The organism is Rhodoferax sp. GW821-FHT07G04, from assembly GCF_059418585.1.
Genome location: NZ_JBWKQD010000002.1, coordinates 973,829 through 992,110 on the forward strand (window position 1 = coordinate 973,829; position 18,282 = coordinate 992,110).

At 64.3% G+C, this 18,282-nt stretch carries 19 protein-coding genes; 9 read left to right on the forward strand and 10 right to left on the reverse strand.

What is annotated here, in order from left to right; translation table 11 throughout:
- Positions 1-31 precede the first annotated feature (31 nt).
- The 8 genes from AC07OO_RS13670 to AC07OO_RS13705 are packed head-to-tail and all read right to left on the reverse strand — an operon-like array spanning position 32 to position 6,873.
- On the reverse strand, positions 32-778 hold the full coding sequence (locus tag AC07OO_RS13670) for a uracil-DNA glycosylase (protein ID WP_495082643.1): 747 nt from the start codon (positions 776-778) through the stop codon (positions 32-34).
- 18 nt (positions 779-796) lie between these two features.
- Complete coding sequence (trpC, locus tag AC07OO_RS13675; RefSeq protein ID WP_495082644.1) at positions 797-1,585, reverse strand: indole-3-glycerol phosphate synthase TrpC; 789 nt, start codon at positions 1,583-1,585, stop codon at positions 797-799.
- On the reverse strand, positions 1,582-2,640 hold the full coding sequence (trpD, locus tag AC07OO_RS13680) for an anthranilate phosphoribosyltransferase (RefSeq protein WP_495082645.1): 1,059 nt from the start codon (positions 2,638-2,640) through the stop codon (positions 1,582-1,584). Before trpD ends, trpC begins: the two co-directional genes overlap by 4 nt.
- A 19-nt stretch (positions 2,641-2,659) precedes the next feature.
- On the reverse strand, positions 2,660-3,313 hold the full coding sequence (locus AC07OO_RS13685) for a LysE family translocator (RefSeq protein ID WP_495082646.1): 654 nt from the start codon (positions 3,311-3,313) through the stop codon (positions 2,660-2,662).
- 7 nt (positions 3,314-3,320) lie between these two features.
- On the reverse strand, positions 3,321-4,397 hold the full coding sequence (gene ltaE / locus AC07OO_RS13690; RefSeq protein ID WP_495082647.1) for a low-specificity L-threonine aldolase: 1,077 nt from the start codon (positions 4,395-4,397) through the stop codon (positions 3,321-3,323).
- 45 nt (positions 4,398-4,442) lie between these two features.
- Complete coding sequence (locus AC07OO_RS13695) at positions 4,443-5,018, reverse strand: aminodeoxychorismate/anthranilate synthase component II (RefSeq protein ID WP_495082648.1); 576 nt, start codon at positions 5,016-5,018, stop codon at positions 4,443-4,445.
- Positions 5,015-5,344: a chorismate mutase gene (locus AC07OO_RS13700; RefSeq protein WP_495082649.1), complete on the reverse strand. Its 330-nt coding sequence runs from the start codon at positions 5,342-5,344 to the stop codon at positions 5,015-5,017. The genes AC07OO_RS13695 and AC07OO_RS13700 overlap by 4 nt, the downstream gene beginning before the upstream one ends.
- A complete protein-coding gene (locus AC07OO_RS13705) occupies positions 5,344-6,873 on the reverse strand; it encodes an anthranilate synthase component I family protein (RefSeq protein ID WP_495082650.1) in 1,530 nt (509 codons plus the stop codon). The genes AC07OO_RS13700 and AC07OO_RS13705 overlap by 1 nt, the downstream gene beginning before the upstream one ends.
- 461 nt (positions 6,874-7,334) lie before the next feature.
- Between AC07OO_RS13705 and AC07OO_RS13710 the strand changes: the two genes are divergently transcribed.
- Complete coding sequence (locus AC07OO_RS13710; protein ID WP_495082651.1) at positions 7,335-7,919, forward strand: chalcone isomerase family protein; 585 nt, start codon at positions 7,335-7,337, stop codon at positions 7,917-7,919.
- 162 nt (positions 7,920-8,081) lie between these two features.
- Positions 8,082-9,824 carry a methyl-accepting chemotaxis protein gene (locus AC07OO_RS13715; protein ID WP_495082652.1) on the forward strand — a complete coding sequence of 581 codons (1,743 nt, stop codon included), beginning with the start codon at positions 8,082-8,084 and terminating at the stop codon, positions 9,822-9,824.
- Positions 9,825-9,845: 21 nt separating this feature from the next.
- On the opposite strand, the gene AC07OO_RS13720 is transcribed toward AC07OO_RS13715, so the two are convergent.
- Positions 9,846-11,996, reverse strand: a complete 2,151-nt coding sequence (locus AC07OO_RS13720; protein WP_495082653.1) for a putative bifunctional diguanylate cyclase/phosphodiesterase — start codon at positions 11,994-11,996, stop codon at positions 9,846-9,848.
- 47 nt (positions 11,997-12,043) lie between these two features.
- Positions 12,044-12,721 carry a ribulose-phosphate 3-epimerase gene (gene rpe, locus AC07OO_RS13725; RefSeq protein WP_495082654.1) on the reverse strand — a complete coding sequence of 226 codons (678 nt, stop codon included), beginning with the start codon at positions 12,719-12,721 and terminating at the stop codon, positions 12,044-12,046.
- A 68-nt stretch (positions 12,722-12,789) separates the two neighbouring features.
- Between rpe and apaG the strand changes: the two genes are divergently transcribed.
- From apaG to AC07OO_RS13760, 7 genes are all read left to right on the forward strand, one after another.
- Positions 12,790-13,191, forward strand: a complete 402-nt coding sequence (gene apaG / locus AC07OO_RS13730) for a Co2+/Mg2+ efflux facilitator ApaG/CorD (RefSeq protein ID WP_495082655.1) — start codon at positions 12,790-12,792, stop codon at positions 13,189-13,191.
- Entirely contained in the window at positions 13,191-15,242 is a 2,052-nt protein-coding gene (tlpB, locus tag AC07OO_RS13735) for a transporter-like protein TlpB (protein WP_495082656.1), read from the forward strand. Before apaG ends, tlpB begins: the two co-directional genes overlap by 1 nt.
- A gap of 21 nt (positions 15,243-15,263) precedes the next feature.
- A complete protein-coding gene (thiL, locus tag AC07OO_RS13740; RefSeq protein ID WP_495083347.1) occupies positions 15,264-16,286 on the forward strand; it encodes a thiamine-phosphate kinase in 1,023 nt (340 codons plus the stop codon).
- Positions 16,283-16,519 carry an HNH endonuclease gene (locus tag AC07OO_RS13745; protein ID WP_495082657.1) on the forward strand — a complete coding sequence of 79 codons (237 nt, stop codon included), beginning with the start codon at positions 16,283-16,285 and terminating at the stop codon, positions 16,517-16,519. The genes thiL and AC07OO_RS13745 overlap by 4 nt, the downstream gene beginning before the upstream one ends.
- 87 nt (positions 16,520-16,606) lie before the next feature.
- A complete protein-coding gene (locus tag AC07OO_RS13750; RefSeq protein WP_495082658.1) occupies positions 16,607-17,131 on the forward strand; it encodes an SRPBCC family protein in 525 nt (174 codons plus the stop codon).
- Positions 17,128-17,730 (forward strand): phosphatidylglycerophosphatase A family protein, encoded by a 603-nt coding sequence (locus AC07OO_RS13755; protein ID WP_495082659.1) that lies wholly within the window; start codon positions 17,128-17,130, stop codon positions 17,728-17,730. The genes AC07OO_RS13750 and AC07OO_RS13755 overlap by 4 nt, the downstream gene beginning before the upstream one ends.
- Positions 17,727-18,239 carry a CinA family protein gene (locus tag AC07OO_RS13760; RefSeq protein WP_495082660.1) on the forward strand — a complete coding sequence of 171 codons (513 nt, stop codon included), beginning with the start codon at positions 17,727-17,729 and terminating at the stop codon, positions 18,237-18,239. Before AC07OO_RS13755 ends, AC07OO_RS13760 begins: the two co-directional genes overlap by 4 nt.
- Positions 18,240-18,282 lie beyond the last annotated feature (43 nt).

Here is an 18,282-nt window from a genome sequence, read left to right on the forward strand (position 1 = left end):
TTTTTCCGAAATATGTTGTTTCGGGCCTCGCTCAGGGCGTGGTTTGGTGCGCGTCCCGCCAGGCGCGTGCCCGCGAAAAGTGCCCACAGCCGATGAAAGGCAAGGGCGGACGCAGTGCCGACAGCGGCGACGGGTGGTTGGCCGTCAGGACCAGATGCCGGCTGGCATCGATCAGCGACCGCTTGCTCTGGGCGTGAGAACCCCACAGCATAAAGACCGTGGGCTGCGCCTCCTGCGAGACGTGGCGGATGATGGCATCCGTCAGCAGCTCCCAGCCCTTGCCGGAGTGGCTGGCGGGCTGCCCCTCCTCCACGGTCAGGCAGGTGTTGAGCAGCAGCACGCCCTTTTGCGCCCATTTCACGAGGCTGCCGCCCGGCCGGGGCATGGTGGGGATGGGTGTGCCCATATCGCGCAGCAGCTCCTTGAAGATATTGCGCAGTGACGGCGGAAATGGCACGCCCGGCGCGACGGAAAACGCCAGCCCCTCGGCCTGGCCACGGCCGTGGTAAGGGTCTTGCCCCAGGATGACGACCCGCACGGCCTCGGGTGGCGTCAACTGCAGCGCCCGCAGCGGTTGCGGCGGAAAGACAGTGGCCCCGGCGTAGAGGCGATCACCCAGAAAGCCCAGCAGACTTTGCCCTGGCGCAGACTGGAAAAACCGGTCCACCAGCGGCTGCCACCCAGCCGCTACCGGCCAAGCGGCTGGATCGGCCGACTGCAACTGGTCAGGCGCACTGTGCACAGCCAGCGCGTCATCAGAAGAAGGGGTTTGCGACATGGCAACAGCCCTTCCTTTTCAGCCAAACAGTGCGGCCAAGGCCTCGCCCGGCTCCGGCGCACGCATGAAGGCCTCGCCCACCAAGAAGGCATTAACGCCCGCCGCGCCCATGCGCAACACGTCGTCACGACTCAGGATGCCGCTCTCGGTGACCAGAATCCGGTCCGCCGGCACATTGGCCTTGAGCGCCAGCGTGGTGTCCAGCGTGACCTCAAACGTCTTTAGATTGCGGTTGTTGATGCCCACCAGCGGCGTCTTGAGCTTGAGCGCACGCTCCAGTTCGGCGCCGTCGTGCACTTCCACCAACACGGCCATGTCCAGGCTGCGGGCGATGGCCTCCAGGTCTTTCATCTGCGCATCGTCCAGGCAAGCCGCAATCAGCAAAATGCAGTCGGCGCCCATGGCGCGGGATTCGTAGATCTGGTACGGATCAACCATGAAATCCTTGCGCAACACCGGCAACTGGCAACTGGCGCGCGCCTGCTTGAGGTAGTCCACCTCGCCCTGGAAAAACTGCACATCCGTCAGCACCGACAGGCAAGCTGCACCGTATTCGGCGTACGACTGCGCTATGTCAGCTGGAATGAAGTCTTCGCGCAGCACACCCTTGCTGGGGCTGGCCTTCTTGATCTCAGCAATCACGGCCGGCTGGCCTGCCGCGATCTTGGCCTTGAGCGCACCCACGAAGTCACGGGTCAGCACCCGGGATTCGGCGTCGGCCCGCATCGCAGCCAATGACCTGCGCTTCAGCGCCGCCGCCACCTCTTGGCGCTTGACGGTCACGATCTTGTCCAGAATATCACTCATGCTGCGTCCTTGGCTGCTAATTGGCGGGACAGTGCCACCAGGGCCTGCAACTTGGCCTTGGCCGCGCCGGATTCGATGGCCGTACGGGCCAATTGCAGCCCCTCCACCATGCTACCCGCCACATTGGCGGCATACAACGCCAAGCCGGCATTCAGCACCACGATATCCTTGGCCGGGCCCGCCTGGTTGTCCAGCACGCCCATCAGCATGGCCTTGGAGTCTTCGGCCGTTTCGACCTTCAGCGAGCGGTTGCTGACCATGGCCATTCCGAAGTCTTCGGGGTGGATTTCATACTCGGTGATGACACCGTCCTTGAGCTCCCCCACCAGCGTAGCGGCACCCAACGACACTTCGTCCATGCCGTCGCGACCATAGACCACCAGCGCGTGCTCAGCGCCCAGGCGCTGCAAGGCACGCACCTGGATGCCCACCAAGTCTGCATGGAACACGCCCATCAGGATGTTGGGGGCGCCAGCCGGATTGGTCAGTGGGCCCAGGATGTTGAAGATGGTGCGCACACCCATTTCACGCCGAATCGGCGCCACGTTCTTCATCGCCGGGTGGTGGTTGGGCGCGAACATGAAGCCGATGCCGGTATCGGCCACGCACTGGGCAATCTGCGCGGGCGACAGGTTGATGTTGAGCCCCAGCGACTCCAGCACGTCAGCGCTGCCGCATTTGCTGCTGACGCTGCGCCCGCCATGCTTGCTGACCTTGGCACCCGCCGCAGCGGCGACGAACATGGAGCAGGTGGAAATATTGAAGGTGTGGGAGCCATCACCCCCGGTGCCCACGATGTCCACCAAGTTGGTTTTGTCAGCAATCTCGACCTTGGTCGAAAACTCGCGCATCACCTGGGCGGCGGCGGCAATTTCGCCAATGGTCTCCTTCTTCACGCGCAGGCCGGTGGTGATGGCCGCCATCATGACGGGCGACATCTCTCCGGACATGATTTGCCGCATCAGGTGAAGCATTTCATCATGGAATATCTCACGGTGTTCGATGGTGCGCTGCAGGGCTTCCTGCGGCGTGATGTGTCCAATGGGGGTGGGCATGCTGAATTCCTCTGTGTGTTTAAACCTGGGGCGACTCGGTGAGCGCCAACTTGATTCCGAAACCTACGAACATCGCACCGGCGACCCGGTCCAACCAGTGCAGGCCGCGCTGCACGGCGCCCACGCGCCGGGCCATCCAGGCCGCGGTCAAGGCCCACCCGGTGTTCACGGGAATGGCATTGATGTTGAACAACACGCCCAGCAACACAAAGGCCAGCGCCTTGTTGTCAAAGTCGGGGGCGATGAACTGCGGAACGAACGCCAGGAAGAAGATCGCCACCTTGGGGTTCAGCACATTGGTCCAAAAACCGCCGATAAAAACCCGTTTCAACGACGTCGCCTCGGGCTGCTCCACCTGGGCCGCGGCCAGGATGCCGCCCGTACTGGAGGCCCGCGCGAACAGCATGCGCACGCCCATCCACAGCAGGTAGGCAGCTCCCAGCCATTTCAGTACCGTGAAAGCCCACGCGGATGCGGCCAACAAAGCTCCTACGCCCAGGGCCGCCGCTGCAATATGCACGAAGCAGCCGGTAGTAATACCCAGGCCAGCCACAACGCCTGCCCGCGCGCCGGACTTCAGCGCGTTGGAGACGATGTACAAAACATCCGGCCCGGGAGTCAGATTGAGCAGCCACCCGGCCGCGATGAACAACAGCAATTGATCGGTAGGCACGGTGTACTTACTCCTGATGGGGGATGGATGAAAAGAATTTGCGGATGGCTGCCACGGCGCGATCCACACCCTCGACATCCACATCCAGGTGGGTCACAAAGCGCAAGCGGTACAGGCCAGTGGCGCGTATGCCCTGCCCCGCTAGAAACGCCAGCAGTGCGGCAGACTGGCTGCGCGCGGCGCCCTCCAGGTCCACAAACACGATATTGCTCTGGGGTGGCTCCACGACCAGGCCTTCAATGCCCGCCAGTCCGGTGGCCATGCGTTGCGCCAGCGCGTGGTCATCGGCCAAGCGCAGCACATGGTGATCCAGCGCATAGGAGGCCGCCGCTGCCAGCAAACCCGCCTGGCGCATGCCACCGCCAGCCATCTTGCGCACACGGTGGGCGCGGGCGATCAGCTCGCGGCTGCCACACAGCGCCGAGCCCACGGGGGCGCCCAGGCCCTTGCTGAAGCAGACGGAGACGCTGTCAAAGCACTGGGCGATCCGCCGCGCTTCGGCGAACACGTCACCCCCGGTTTTCGCCGCCTGCGCCGTCGCCGCATTGAACAACCGCGCGCCGTCCAGGTGGCGATTCAGACCACGTTCCCGGGCCAAGTTGGTCGCCGCCTGCACGTAGTCAAACGGCAGCAACTTGCCGCCGATCGTGTTCTCCAGCGTCAGCAGGCGGCTGCGGGCGAAGTGGGCATCGTCGGGCTTGATGGCGGCTTCGATATCCGCCAGTGCGAGCGTGCCGTCCGGCTGGTGGGCCAACGGCTGCGGTTGCACACTGCCCAACACGGCCGCGCCACCGCCTTCCCAGCGGTAGGTGTGGGCCATCTGGCCCACGATGTACTCGTCGCCGCGCTGGCAGTGGGCCATGATGGCGCACAGGTTGCTCTGCGTGCCGGTGGGCATGAACAGCGCGGCCTCAAAGCCCAACAGCGCGGCGATTCTTTCCTGCAGCACATTGACCGTAGGGTCGTCGGCAAACACATCGTCGCCCAGCGGCGCGGCCATCATTGCGGCGCGCATGCCGGGCGTGGGCTGGGTCACGGTGTCGCTGCGCAGGTCAACCGTCTCGCCAGAATAGGCATTAGTCATTCTGGCCTCCAGCCCTCGTCAAATATAAACATATTGCTAGACTTTTCATAGCAGAAAGTTTTTCAACATCGCGTGCCCATGCTCGGTGAGTATGGACTCGGGGTGAAACTGAACCCCCTCCATGCGCACCGCGTGGGCCAGGCCGCTGTGGCGCACCCCCATGATCTCGCCATCATCCGTCCACGCGGTCACGGCCAGCTCCTTGGGGCAAGTGGCGCGTTCGATGGCTAGCGAGTGGTAGCGATTGACAGTGAATTGCTTCGGCAGGCCAGCGAACACGCCCTCCTGCGTCGTCGTGATCACCGAGGTCTTACCGTGCATCAATTGCTGCGCCCGGATGATGGTGCCGCCCAAGGCCGCACCAATACTCTGGTGGCCCAGGCAGACGCCCAAGATGGGCAGCTTGCCCATGAAATGCTGGATGGCGGCGACCGAGATGCCGGCTTCTGCTGGTGAGCAGGGGCCGGGCGACACCACCAGGCGGTCCGGGCGGCGCTCGGCGATGCCTTCCACCGTGATCTCGTCGTTGCGGAAGACTTCCACCTCGGCGCCCAGTTCACCGATGTACTGGACGATGTTGTAGGTGAAGCTGTCGTAATTGTCGATCATGACGAGTTTCATGCTGTTTCTCCCTGCCGCAAGCGCGCAAATTCACGGTGCTCAAAGGAAATGCAGACCTCCATCAGGCTGCGGTAGACGGCTTCGATGACGGCGGGCTCGCCGCCCTCGGCCACCGCACGTGCGCGCACGCGCTCCACGATGGCTTCGATGCGCGCTTCGTCGCGCACCTGGTTCTCGGCCTGCTTGATGCGCGCAGCCTGGGTCATGTAGCCGCTGCGCTGCACCAGCAGGGGCACCAGCACATCGTCCAGCGCGTCGACACAGCGGCGCACATCGGTCATCGTGGTGCAGTGCTGCACCTGTTCAATCGCCTTGTTGGTTTTCATTATTCCAATCCCTCTTCGACCAGTTCCGCCGCCCGCAACAGCGCGCGCGCCTTGGCCTCTGTTTCTTTCCACTCCAGCTCCGGCACGCTGTCGGCCACCACCCCGGCGGCGGCCTGCACGTACAAAGTCTGGTTCTTGATGATGCCGGTGCGGATGGCAATGGCCACATCCATGTCACCGGCGTAGCTCAGGTAGCCGCAGGCGCCGCCGTACAGGCCGCGCTTGGTGGGTTCCAGTTGGTCGATCAGCTCCATCGCGTGCACCTTGGGCGCGCCGGTCAGCGTGCCGGCCGGGAAGGTGGCCTTGAGCACGTCCATGCTGGTCATGCCGGGCAAGAGCGTGCCTTCGACATTGCTGACGATGTGCATGACGTGGCTGTAACGCTCCACACAGAAGGCGTCCGACACCTTGACGCTGCCGATCTGGGCGATGCGGCCGATGTCGTTGCGCGCCAGGTCGATCAGCATCACGTGTTCGGCGCGTTCCTTGGGATCGCCGACCAGTTCCTGCTCGGCGGCCTTGTCCAGCTCGGGCGTGGCGCCGCGGGGGCGCGTGCCTGCCAGAGGGCGAATCGTGATTTTTGTAGACACTGCAGCGCCAGCGGTGACCAACTCTTGCCTGACAAGAATCTCCGGCGACGCACCCACCACATGGAAATCCCCAAAGTGGTAGTAGTACATATAGGGGCTGGGGTTCAGTGAACGCAGTGCGCGGTAGAGACTTAGCGGCGACTCGGTGTACCGCTTCTTGATGCGCTGGCCCACCTGGACCTGCATGAAGTCACCCCCGGCAATCAGCTCCTTGGCGCGCTCCACGGCGGCGATGTAGTCGGCCTTGGCAAAGTCGCGTTGGGCCGGGTGGGTGGGCGTGGGTTTGACGGCCGGGATGCTGACCGCCTGGGCCAGCCGCTCTTTCAGCGCACGCAGACGCTGTCCGGCACGGGCATAAGCGTCGGGCTGGGTGGGGTCGGCGTACACGATCAGGTGCAGCTTGCCCGACAGGTTGTCGATGACGGCCAGCTCTTCACACTGCAGCAGCAGGATGTCGGGACAGCCCAGCTCGTCGGGCGGACACGTGTCCTGCAGCTTTTTCTCGATATAGCGCACGGCGTCGTAGCCAAAGTAGCCGGCCAGGCCACCGCAAAAGCGCGGCAGGCCGGGGCTCAGGGCCACCTTGAAGCGCTGCTGGTAGCTGGCGATGAAATCCAGCGGGTTGGCGCTGGAGATTTCCACCACCACGCCGTCGGTCACGACCTCGGTGCGGGCGTTGGTGCCAAAGCCGCTGGCGCGCAACAGCGTGCGGGCGGGCAGGCCGATGAAGCTGTAGCGGCCGAAGCGCTCGCCACCGACTACGGACTCCAGCAGAAAGCTGTGTTTGCCGTTGTCAGCATCTGGCGTTTGGCCTGGCGTGTGGGCCAGCTTCAGGTACAGGGAGAGTGGCGTTTCCAGGTCGGCAAAGGCCTGGGCCATCAGTGGGATGCGGTTGAAGCCTTGGGCGGCCAGGGCTTGGAATTCAGATTCTGAAATCACGGAATGCAGTCCTCTCATTGCAGGATGGCACCGGGTGCCACCGACGCACCCGTCTTGCAATCGAGCGGAGGGCGCGTCTCTTTCTCAAACCGATTCCCCTGGGCAGGCCGGGGGAAGACTGGGTGCGCGCAAGATGTCGGAGTGGGGAGTCCGTGCCGCTTGTTCGCGCAGAACCCGTTGAGAACCACGCGCGCATTTCACCTGGTTATCAGGCGTAAGCGGCAGTCTCGGGTTCAGGCATGACGGTCAGCGTACGCCAGGGCCAGGCTCCCCGGTCGCTACAACCCGTCAAAAAGATATGGTGAACGAACATGCGCCCAGTGTATCAAACCCCGGCGTCGGTCTCTTTTGGACCGATACTCGTAACCCAGTTCGCGAAAACCCTAGGTTGTTACCACTTGTAAACGGCGCAGAATTGGCGCATTAAGCGAACGATCGTTCATTTTTTAGTGGGAGATTCCATGCCCGTATTCCAACGATTCATTCTGGCCTCTGCAGCCCTGGTGATAAGCGCCAGCGCCTTTGCCGCCCCCTTGGTTATCCACGGGGTCAAGGTGCCCGAGACCAGCCAGGTCGGCGGCGCGACATTGCAGCTCAATGGCGCCGGCACGCGCTACAAAGGCCCGTTCAAGGTCTATGTGGCCGACCTGTACACCAGCAAGAAAGTCAGCTCGCTGGACGAATTGGTGGCCGCCCCCGGCCCCAAACGCCTGACGATGACCTTTTTGCGCGAAATCGAAGCCGGCCCCTTCGGCAAGCTGTTGACCCGGGGCGTGGAAGACAACGTCTCCAAAGCCGAAATGTCCAAGCTGGTTCCCGGCCTGATCCGCATGGGCGACATCTTCACCGTCAACAAGCAGTTGGTGCCCGGTGATGTCATCACCATCGATTGGATTCCCGGTACCGGCATGGTGGTCACCGCCAAGGGCCAGGTGCAGGGCGAGCCCTTTACGTCGCCCGAGTTTTACCGCGCCATCATGTCGATCTGGTTTGGCAGCTCGCCAGCCGACTTCATGCTCAAGGATGCGATGCTGGGTACCAAGTAAGCAGCAGGCAAGGCCCCTTGGTGCCACAAGCCCGCCGGCCCCAGCGCCCGCGGGCTTTTTTGCGTCCGTCTGGTGCATGAAATTTGCAACACGGAGTAACGAAACAGGACTAAAGTAGTGGCATACACGCGTGAATGTTGGATCCACGAACAAGGATGTCACATGAAACTCCGCCTGAAACTACCGCTCGCCTTTGCCCTCGCTCTGGGATTGCTTCTTCTGGGGGGGTTCTTCGGCATCTACAAGCTCAATAGCTCTCTGGACATTTATGAAATCGATGTCAAGAACACGGTAGCCGCCAACAAAAAGGTGGCCGAGGTGGACACCAGCTTCTCGTCCGCCGTACAAGAGTGGAAAAACGTGCTGCTGCGCGGCAAAGAGCCGGCCGACCTCGACAAGTACTGGGGCTCGCACCTCAAGGAGATGAAGCAGGTCCAGGATGGGCTCAAGGAGCTGGACGGCATGAAGATGGACAGCGAGGCCAAGGCCACGCTGCAGAAGCTGGACCAGGCCATTCCCGTTGTGAGCGAGGCCTACAAGAAGGCTTTTGAAGAGTTCAAGGCCGCCGGCATGGACCCGGCAGCTGGTGACAAGGCCGCCCGCGGCAAGGACCGCGAATCCGGCGCGCTGATGAAGGAACTCAAGACCAAACTCTCCAAGGATGAAGCCACCATCGCGGCCGCAGCCAGCAAGGCCGCCGACCGCGCCACCAGCCTGGCCCTGATCGTCATGTTGCTGGGCGCCGCACTGGGCATGGCCGGCGGCATCTGGCTGAGTCACCAGATCGTGCTGCCGTTGGCCCGTGCCGTAGAACTGGCCGAGAAGGTGGCCCACGGCCACCTGAACAACACCATCGATATCCGCGGCAAAGACGAGATTGCAGCCCTGCTGGTGTCATTGCAAGAGATGCAGAGCAGCCTGGCCAAGCTGGTCATCAATGTCCGCCAGGGTTCCGAGAGCGTGGCCACGGCCAGTGCCGAAATTGCCCAGGGCAACAACGACTTGTCGGCCCGCACCGAGCAGCAGGCCAGTGCACTGGAAGAAACGGCCGCTTCGATGGAGGAACTGGGATCCACCGTGAAGCAAAACGCCGACAGCGCCCGCCAAGCCAACCAGTTGGCCCAAAGCGCATCCAGCGTGGCCGTGCAGGGCGGCATTGTCGTGGACCAGGTGGTTCAGACCATGAAGGGCATCAACGAAAGCTCCAAGAAGATCTCCGACATCATCAGCGTCATCGATGGCATTGCCTTCCAGACCAATATCCTGGCCTTGAATGCGGCCGTGGAAGCCGCCCGCGCAGGCGAGCAAGGCCGGGGCTTTGCGGTCGTGGCATCCGAGGTGCGTTCGCTTGCCGGCCGTTCGGCCGAGGCGGCCAAGGAAATCAAATCCCTGATCGGTGCCAGCGTGGAGCGTGTGGGCCACGGCACGGCCCTGGTGGACCAAGCCGGCACCACGATGAAAGAAGTGGTGGACAGTATCAAGCGCGTCACCGACATCATGGGCGAGATCAGCGCGGCCAGTGGCGAACAAAGCATGGGCGTGCAGCAGGTGGGTGAAGCCGTCATGCAAATGGACCAGGCCACGCAACAAAACGCCGCCCTGGTGGAGCAAATGGCCGCCGCGGCCAGCAGCCTCAAGAGCCAGGCCAACGATCTGGTGCAAGTGGTGGCCGAATTCAAGGTGGATGACGGCGGTGGAGCCTTGGCCCGGTCGGTCCCTGCGCGGGCGCCGATGGCCGCCAGCAAGCCGAGCACCGCGCCCCGCCCGACCGCACCAGCCCCCAAACTGGCCAGCAGACCGGCTGCCAAACCGGAAGCAGCCACCGCGCTCCCCAAACCTGCAGTGGCCGCACGCGCCAAACAGCCCACCCCGGCCGGTGGCGATGACGACTGGGAAACCTTTTAGCCCCGGCCCCCGCCTGCCGACTTAGGCGGCGGTGCGCGCCTGTGTCCAGGCCACCAGGGCCTCTTCTTCCAGCGGCTTGCTGTACAGATAGCCCTGACCCTTGTCGCACCCCAGCTCCGCCATCAGTTGCGCCTGCCCTTCGGTTTCAATACCTTCGGCTACCGTGCCCAGCCCGAGCGTGTGGGCCATGCGTATCGTGGCCTCGATCAGCACGCGGTGGTAGGGGCTGTCCTGGGCGCGGCTGACGAACGAGCGGTCCACCTTGACGTAATTCACCGGCAGCTCGTGCAGGCAGGACAGCGAGGAATAGCCCGTGCCGAAGTCGTCCAGCGACAGCGCCACACCCAGTGCGCGTATCGCGTGCAACGTAGTCAACACCTCTTCATCCTGCGCGGCCAGGCTTTCCGTGACCTCCAGCACCAGTTGCTGGGGCGCCAGGCCATTGGCCCGCAGCGCGTCCTGCACATCGGCCGCCAGGCCTGGCTGGCGCAACTGCGCACGCGACAGGTTGACCGACAGCGTGGGTACCGCGCCGGGGGCGGTGGCCAGTGGCATGGCGGCAAACGTACGGCAGGCGGTTTGCAGTACAAACTGGCCCAGCGCCGCGATCAGGCCACAGGCCTCGGCCACTGGGATGAATTCCACCGGCGACACCAGACCGCGCCGTGGATGGCGCCAGCGCAGCAGCGCCTCCACGCCGATGAATGTGCCGCGCTCCAGGTCGACCAGCGGCTGGTAGACGACGAACAGCTCCTGCTTTTCCAGCGCCAGGCGCAAGTCATTCTCCAGCGCCACCGAGGCACTGACCTGCTGGCGCATCGAGGGCTCGAACATTACATAGCGGGCGCGGCCCGTGCGCTTGGCCTCGTACATCGCAATGTCGGCGTCGCGCAGCGCGCCATCGGCGTCTTCTGCGGCATAGGCGCTGGTGACAATGCCAATGCTGACCGAGGAATTGACCCGGTTGGAGCCGATGGTGTAGGGCATGGACAGCACATCGATCAATCGGCTGGCCACGATTTCGGCATCCAGGTCACCGCGGATATCGTCCAGCACCACGACGAATTCGTCGCCGCCGATACGGGCCGCCAGATGCGCAAAGTCGCTGGTGTGCATCAGGCTGTCGCCGGGCCGCAGGCTGTGCTGCAGGCGGGTGGCGATCTGGCGCAAGAGCGCATCCCCTACAGCATGGCCCAGCGTGTCGTTGACCTGCTTGAACCGGTCAAAGTCCATGAACAGCACCGCAAAATGGTAGCCCGGCTGGGCCTGGCGGCGTTGGATGGCCTGGGCAATGGACTGCAGGGCCGCGCTGCGGTTAGGCAACTGCGTCAGGCTGTCGGTACGGGCCGCAGCGCGCAGTTCCTGCTCCATGGCCTTTTGCGCCTGCACATCCATGGCAACGCCGGCCATGCGGATAGCGTGGCCCTTGCTGGAGCGATCCACGACCGCGCCAACGAACATGATCCAGGCCCAGCGGCTGGCCTGGTGGCGTATGCGCAAGGACATGCGCAGTGGCATGCTGGAGTCGCGCAACTGGGCGGTCACCGCCGTGATCCAGGGCCCCAGGTCATCGGGGTGTATCAACGCGTTCCAGGCGTCAATATGCATGGCCATCTGCTCACGCTGGTAACCCATGATCTCCAGCAGACGGTCATTGCATTGCATGCCGCCACTGCGCACGTCCCACTGCCAGGTGCCCAAACCCGCGCCGTCCACCGCCAACGACAACAGGCGCTGTTGGGCCCGCACATCGGTCAAGTCGGTGGCCACTGTGACCCAGCCGCTGACCGCACCATCGTCGCCGCGCATGGGCTGCATGTCCATCAAGGCCCAGCGCGCCTCACCGGTGGTGGAACGCAGGCTGATCTCGCGCTTGAGCGGCAGGCCCGCGGCGACCGCGTCCTGGAACTGCGCCGCCACCGTGGGGTCGGCATTGCCGCGCTCCAGCAGCACGGCCATGCGCTGGCCCAGGCAGGCCTCTGCGGGCAAGCCGGTCATGGCGGAAAAAGCATTGTTGACCCAGACCACGGTGCGGTCGGCATCGGCCAGCACCACGGCATTGGAACTGCGCTCGGCCACCAGGGCCAGCCGTTTGAGGCGCTCCACCTGCGCGGCCGCTGTCTCAGCGGGTATCTCGGCCGCAGGCTTGGATGGAATGGAACTGCTTGGCATGGGTTTGCGAAAGGGTCGCCTGTACCAAGCAGCGGGGTTGGTGTGGCCTAGGCAGCCAGCGCCTGCCGCATGGCGTCGATAACGCCCTTGTAATCGGGTTTTCCAAAAATGGCGCTGCCGGCCACAAAGGTATCGGCACCGGCATCGGCCACACGGCGGATGTTGTCCGCCTTGATGCCGCCGTCCACCTCCAGGCGGATGTCCTTGCCGCTGGCAGTGATGCGCTTGCGCACGTCTTCGATCTTGCGCAGTGCCGAGTCGATGAAACTCTGGCCGCCAAAGCCAGGGTTGACGCTCATGATGAGGATGAGGTCGATGTCGTCGATCACCCAGTCCAGCACATCCAGCGGTTCGGCGGGGTTGAAAACCAGGCCGGCCTTGACGCCCTTGGACTTGATGGCCTGGATGCTGCGGTGCACGTGGCTGGACGCATCGGGATGGAAGCTGATGTAGTCGGCCCCGGCATCCGCAAAGGCCGCCGCCAGCGCGTCCACTGGCGAGATCATCAGATGCACATCAATTGGCACGGCCACGCCGGCGACGGTCTTGGCATGTGGCTTCAAGGCCTGGCAGATCATGGGGCCAAACGTCAAATTGGGCACGTAGTGGTTGTCCATCACGTCGAAATGGATCCAGTCGGAACCGGCGGCGATGACGTTTTTGACTTCTTCGCCCAGGCGGGCAAAGTCGGCAGAGAGTATGGAGGGGGCGATGCGGAAGGTCATCCCTGGAGTTTAAACACTTGATTCCTTGGCGCGAAACTGTCTTTCAGGACCGGATAGCATTGCGCCCTATGGCCAAGTACCAAATCTCTGTCGAAGTTCTACCCCAATTCCTGCCCGATCAGTCCGCGCCCGACGAAGGCCTGTATGTGTTTGCTTACACCATCACCATCAGCAACACCGGTGACATAGCAGCCCAGGTGATCTCGCGCACCTGGAACATCAACGATTCCAATGGCCACACCGAAAAGGTCAAGGGCCTGGGCGTCGTCGGCCAGCAGCCTCTGCTCAAGCCCGGTCAGGCCTTTGAATACACCAGCGGCACGCGGCTGCGCACGCCCACCGGTACCATGCACGGCAGCTTTTTCTGCGTGGCCGAAGACGGTGAAAAGTTTGACGCCGATGTGCCCATGTTTGTACTCGACGCGCTGAGCGGCGAGTCCGGCGTGGGCGGGTCGCGCACGCTGCACTGATGCCCTCCAACGCAGTAGCGGCACCCACCCTGCCCGGCAAGCACAGCGGCAGTGGCCAGGCATTGGCTGCCTTGCTCCAGACCATGGATGCGGATGCACCGCAGGTGCAGCGCCACCTGTGGCTGATCGCCCTGGTCGATTGGATACGCGGCAGCGCGGCGCCCACCGAAAGCGCATCGGCCCGCATGGACATCTTCCTGGACGCGGTCGAAGCCAGCCCCGAGATGACAGTGCGCCTGCAGGTCTGGTGGCGCACGCTGGTGGAATCGGTCGATGGCACAACGCTGCTGTCGGACTATGGTTTTGCATCGCGCAACGCCTTTGTCAGCGAGCTGGTAGACCGCCTGCACTACAAGCTGCTGCCGGTGTCGCCCGAGACCAGCGACGCGTCGGAACTGTTCTCGCTGATCATGCCCAGCCCGCGCGATGCGCAGTGGCTGGCCGAGCTGTCGGAATACAGTTTGGAGCGCTTGGGTCGTCTGATCAGCGCCCCAGCCGCGGGCCACGATGTGCAGACCTACCCCACGCTCAGCTATTGGCAAAACACCTTGCTGGAGGCCATCAACTTCTGCACCAGCCAGATCCGCGCCACCGGCTTTTCGCCCGAGATACGCCTGCGCATGAGCGCCCCCGCGCTGGAGGCCAGCCCCTTCCATACGCTGGCGGCCGACTTCGACACATTGCGCGACACCTGGCTGGCGCAGCAAGACGGCAGCGGCTCCGCCGACACACTGGCCCAGGCCGCCCAGCATTTTCGCGCCAAGCTCGACGCCTGCCGCCATGCCGCCGCCACCGTCTACACCCATCTGGACGCGCACGGCATCTCGGTGGACTTGGTGTTTCGGTTGCGCCAGTTACGCGAACGCGTGCTGCGCATCCGCACGCTGCTGGACTGCCTGATGGGCGCACCAGGTCCGGTGCATACGGCGCAGCTGTTCTCGCACCTGGCCAGCGTGGGCCAGTCGCAGCGCAGCCTGCGTGCGCTGTTTTCGCACAGCACCTCGCTCTTGGCCGCCAAGGTGGCCGAACGCAGCTCGGAGCGCGGCGAGCACTACATCACCCGCACCCGCGGCGAGTACCGCGCCATGCTGCGCAGTGCCGCTGGCGGCGGCGCCCTGACTGCGCTGACCACGCTGATGAAGTTCCTGGTCATGACCGTGGGCCTGACCGCCTTCTGGTACGGCTTTTGGTGCGGCGTCGTCTATGCGGGCAGTTTTGTGCTGATCCAGCTGCTGCATTGCACGCTGGCCACCAAACAACCGGCGATGACGGCACCGGCCATGGCCGCCAAGCTGCGCGATTTTTCCGACGCCAGCGCGCTGAAGGATTTTGTCGACGAGGTCACCCACCTGGTGCGCTCGCAGGTGGCGGCGGTGCTGGGCAATGTGGTGGTCGTGTTCCCGAGCGTGCTGCTGATCTCGGGCGCCATGCAACTGCTACGCGGCAAGCCCATGATCAATGCGGCCGAAGCGGACCACGTCTTCCATGCCTTGACGCTATTAGGCCCTTGCCTGCTGTTTGCCGCCTTCACCGGCGTGCTGCTGTTTGCCGCCAGCATCTTTGCCGGCTGGGTGGAAAACTGGTTTGTATTGCACCGGCTGGACTCGGCCATACGCTACAACCCGCAGATCACCCGCCGCCTGGGCGCGGCGCGGGCCGACCGCTGGGCGAGCTTCATGCGCGACCATATCTCGGGCTTTGCGTCCAATATTTCACTGGGCTTCATGCTGGGTCTGCTGCCGGTCATCTTCGGCTTCTTCAGCCTGGGGCTGGATGTGCGGCATGTGACACTGTCCACCGGCCAACTGGCCGCCGCCTGCGCCAGCCTGGGCTGGGATGTGGTGCGCAACCCTGCCTTGTGGTGGGCAGTCGCCAGCCTGCCCTTCATTGGCGCGCTGAACCTGGGTGTGAGTTTTTACCTGGCCTTCAATGTGGCCCTGCGCGCCCACAGCGTGACCGGCCTGGGCCGCGTGCGCATACGCCGCGCCGTGCTCGAGCGGCTGCGCCAGGCACCGATGAGCTTTTTGCGCCCGGCCCGCGAAGAAGGCTGACGGCAGCAAACGACCATGGCCATCGGCGAATTCGAACTGATACGGCGCTTCTTCACGCGCCCCACGCCGCGGGCTGTGCTGGGCGTGGGCGACGACTGCGCGCTGTTGCAGCCTGCACCGGGCATGCAGATGGCTATCTCCACTGACATGCTGGTCGAGGGGCGGCACTTCTTTGCCGGCACCGACCCCTACCGCCTGGGCCACAAGGCGCTGGCCGTCAACCTCAGCGACCTGGCCGCCTGCGGCGCGCGGCCACTGGCCTTTACGCTGGCACTGGCTCTGCCGCAGGCCGACGCCAACTGGCTGGAACCGTTTGCCCAAGGGCTGCTGGCGTTGGCCGATGCCCACGGCTGCGAGCTGATTGGCGGCGATACGACCCGTGGGCCTTTGAACATCTGCATTACCGTGTTCGGCGAAGTGCCCGCCGGCCCCGCCCTGCGACCAGGCCTGCCAGCCACCTCGGCTCTGTTGCGCGGCGGTGCCCAGGTGGGCGACGACATCTATGTGAGCGGCACACTGGGCGATGCCTGCCTGGCCTTGCAAGCGCTGCAGGGCCATATCGCGTTGCCGGGCGACCTGCTGGCCGCTGCCCGCCAGCGCCTGGAGCAACCCACGCCCCGCGTGGCATTGGGCCTGGCACTGCGGGGCATCGCCAGTGCTGCGGCCGACGTCAGCGACGGCTTGGTCGGCGACCTGGGCCACATCCTGCAGCGCTCGGGCGTTGGCGCCAGGCTGGACACCAGCGTTGCTATGAGTTTATTAGCATCTCACCTAGATTTGACGGGGGCTAGCGGCCAGTTTGGCAAAACCGTTTCCGCTGAAATGGCCCTGCGCTGCGTGCTGGCCGGTGGCGACGACTACGAGCTGGTGTTCTGCGCCCCGCCCAGCCAACGCGCCGCCGTGCAAGCAGCAGCCCAGACCAGCACCACGCCGGTCACCTGCATAGGCCAGATCGAGCCAGCACCGGGGCTGCGCCTGGTGGATGCGCAGGGCACCGTGCTAGCCAACAGCTTCCAAGCCTTCAACCACTTCACTTCAGCATGAGCCGATTAGGACTGACCCGCGACAAAATCTACAAAACCGTAGCCCGGCAACTGCACGGCGTCGTGCCCTGCTGGGTCTGCGGCCAGCCCGTGGCTCCGCCAGAGGCCACGCTGGAACACATCAAGCCCCTGAGCGAAGGCGGCAACAGCCACCTGGAAAACCTGGCCATCAGCCACGCTGTGTGCAACCACCAACGCAGTCAAGCGGCATCCCCCTCCCCTTCTTCCGTCTGAGGCTGCAAAAGTGCCGCAGCCTCGCCTGGGGGCGGCTGATAATGGCGCAACACCCGCCCACTGCCACGAGCCACGACGGAACCCGCCATGACAACCCTCAACACCAACCCCGACGCCACCTTTCGCATCAGCCGCACGGTCAACGGGCCGCTGGACGCGGTGTGGAAGGCCTATACCGAGCAAGAGCCGCTGATGCAATGGTTCGGCCCCACGGGCTTCTCCATGCCGGTCAGCCGCTTTGACCTGCGCCCCGGCGGCGAATTTCACTACTGCCTGCGCACGCCGACCGGCTTTGAGATGTGGGGTAAATGGACCTTTGTCACCATAGACGCGCCGCACACGCTGTCCATGGTCGTGGCCTTCTCCGATGCCAATGGCGGCATCACGCGCCACCCCATGTCGGCCGCCTGGCCGCTGCAGACGCTGTCGACCACCACATTCGTTGCCGAGGGCGACAACAAGACCCACATCCGCATCGAGTGGCAGCCGCATGACGCCACCGTGGACGAGATCGCGGCGTTCAAAGCCGGCCACGCCTCCATGACCCAGGGCTGCAATGCCAGCTTTGAACAGCTCGATGCCTACCTGGCACAGTTACCGCCCCGACCATGAATGCAGATGCCCACCAGCCTGACCCCTTTGCCGACCCGGTGACGGTGTTCCCGGCCGATGGCGGCCGCCCTCCGCCGGTGGCGCGGCCCAGCCTGCGCTTTTTGTTGTCCCACCCGGCGCACTGGATTGCGCTGGGCTTTGGCTCCGGCCTGTCGCGCATCGCACCCGGCACGGCTGGCACGCTGTGGGCCTGGGTGGCGTTCCTGGTGCTGGCGCCGTGGATGAACGACATGCGCTGGGGCCTGTTGATCGGCTTGTCCTTGCCGCTGGGCTGGTGGGCCTGCAGCGTGACGGCGCGCAATATGGCGGTACTGGACCCTGGCAGCATCGTGTGGGACGAGGTGGTGGCCTTCTGGCTGGTGCTGTGGCTGGTCATGCCCACCGGCCTGGTCGGCCAGATGCTGGCCTTTGGCCTGTTTCGCTTCTTTGACGCGGTCAAGCCCGGCCCCGTGGGCTGGGCCGACGGCCTGTACCACCACCTGAACCCGGCCACCGACCGCGCCGCCTGGCGCAAAGCCGGCTTTGGCATCATGCTGGACGACATCGTGGCGGCCGCCTGCACGGTGCTGGTCATCGCCCTGTGGAGATTTCTGGTATGAAGCCTGCAACGGATTCACTATCAAATTCGGAGCAACATGTACATATTTCACGAGGGCTAGCGGCCGATTTACTCAAAGCACATGGCTGGACATTGGCTACCGCCGAGAGCTGCACCGGCGGCATGATCGCCGCCTGCTGCACCGACCTGGCGGGCTCCAGCGACTGGTTTGAGCGCGGCTTTGTGACCTATTCCAACGCCGCCAAGACCGAGATGCTGGGCGTGGACGCCGCGCTGATCACCCGCCACGGCGCCGTCAGTGAGCCCGTGGTGCGCGCCATGGTGCAGGGCGCCCTGCAACACTCTGCCGCCCAGGTGGCGGTTGCAGTGACCGGTGTGGCCGGCCCCGGTGGTGGCAGTGAGGCCAAGCCGGTGGGCACGGTCTGGCTGGGCTGGGCGACGCCGGCTGGTGTGGTGACTGAGCTGCAGCACTTCGCCGGTGACCGCGCGCAGGTGCGTTCCGCCACAGTGCAGCATGCGCTGCGGCGTCTGGTTGAGCTGCTACGTTAGGAGGCTGGGCGGCGGAGCGTTCTGCTCCGTGTCCCCCGCCCTT

What these genes read in the sequence shown, in the direction of transcription:
- rpe (WP_495082654.1), bottom strand. Translation starts at nt 12,721, where the DNA reads ATGACCTTCCGCATCGCCCCCTCCATACTCTCTGCCGACTTTGCCCGC.
- AC07OO_RS13750 (WP_495082658.1), top strand. Translation starts at nt 16,607, where the DNA reads ATGACAACCCTCAACACCAACCCCGACGCCACCTTTCGCATCAGCCGC.
- AC07OO_RS13755 (WP_495082659.1), top strand. Translation starts at nt 17,128, where the DNA reads ATGAATGCAGATGCCCACCAGCCTGACCCCTTTGCCGACCCGGTGACG.
- trpD (WP_495082645.1), bottom strand. Translation starts at nt 2,640, where the DNA reads ATGCCCACCCCCATTGGACACATCACGCCGCAGGAAGCCCTGCAGCGC.
- AC07OO_RS13700 (WP_495082649.1), bottom strand. Translation starts at nt 5,344, where the DNA reads ATGAAAACCAACAAGGCGATTGAACAGGTGCAGCACTGCACCACGATG.
- AC07OO_RS13710 (WP_495082651.1), top strand. Translation starts at nt 7,335, where the DNA reads ATGCCCGTATTCCAACGATTCATTCTGGCCTCTGCAGCCCTGGTGATA.
- ltaE (WP_495082647.1), bottom strand. Translation starts at nt 4,397, where the DNA reads ATGACTAATGCCTATTCTGGCGAGACGGTTGACCTGCGCAGCGACACC.
- AC07OO_RS13760 (WP_495082660.1), top strand. Translation starts at nt 17,727, where the DNA reads ATGAAGCCTGCAACGGATTCACTATCAAATTCGGAGCAACATGTACAT.
- AC07OO_RS13745 (WP_495082657.1), top strand. Translation starts at nt 16,283, where the DNA reads ATGAGCCGATTAGGACTGACCCGCGACAAAATCTACAAAACCGTAGCC.
- AC07OO_RS13695 (WP_495082648.1), bottom strand. Translation starts at nt 5,018, where the DNA reads ATGAAACTCGTCATGATCGACAATTACGACAGCTTCACCTACAACATC.
- apaG (WP_495082655.1), top strand. Translation starts at nt 12,790, where the DNA reads ATGGCCAAGTACCAAATCTCTGTCGAAGTTCTACCCCAATTCCTGCCC.
- trpC (WP_495082644.1), bottom strand. Translation starts at nt 1,585, where the DNA reads ATGAGTGATATTCTGGACAAGATCGTGACCGTCAAGCGCCAAGAGGTG.
- AC07OO_RS13720 (WP_495082653.1), bottom strand. Translation starts at nt 11,996, where the DNA reads ATGCCAAGCAGTTCCATTCCATCCAAGCCTGCGGCCGAGATACCCGCT.
- tlpB (WP_495082656.1), top strand. Translation starts at nt 13,191, where the DNA reads ATGCCCTCCAACGCAGTAGCGGCACCCACCCTGCCCGGCAAGCACAGC.
- AC07OO_RS13670 (WP_495082643.1), bottom strand. Translation starts at nt 778, where the DNA reads ATGTCGCAAACCCCTTCTTCTGATGACGCGCTGGCTGTGCACAGTGCG.
- AC07OO_RS13715 (WP_495082652.1), top strand. Translation starts at nt 8,082, where the DNA reads ATGAAACTCCGCCTGAAACTACCGCTCGCCTTTGCCCTCGCTCTGGGA.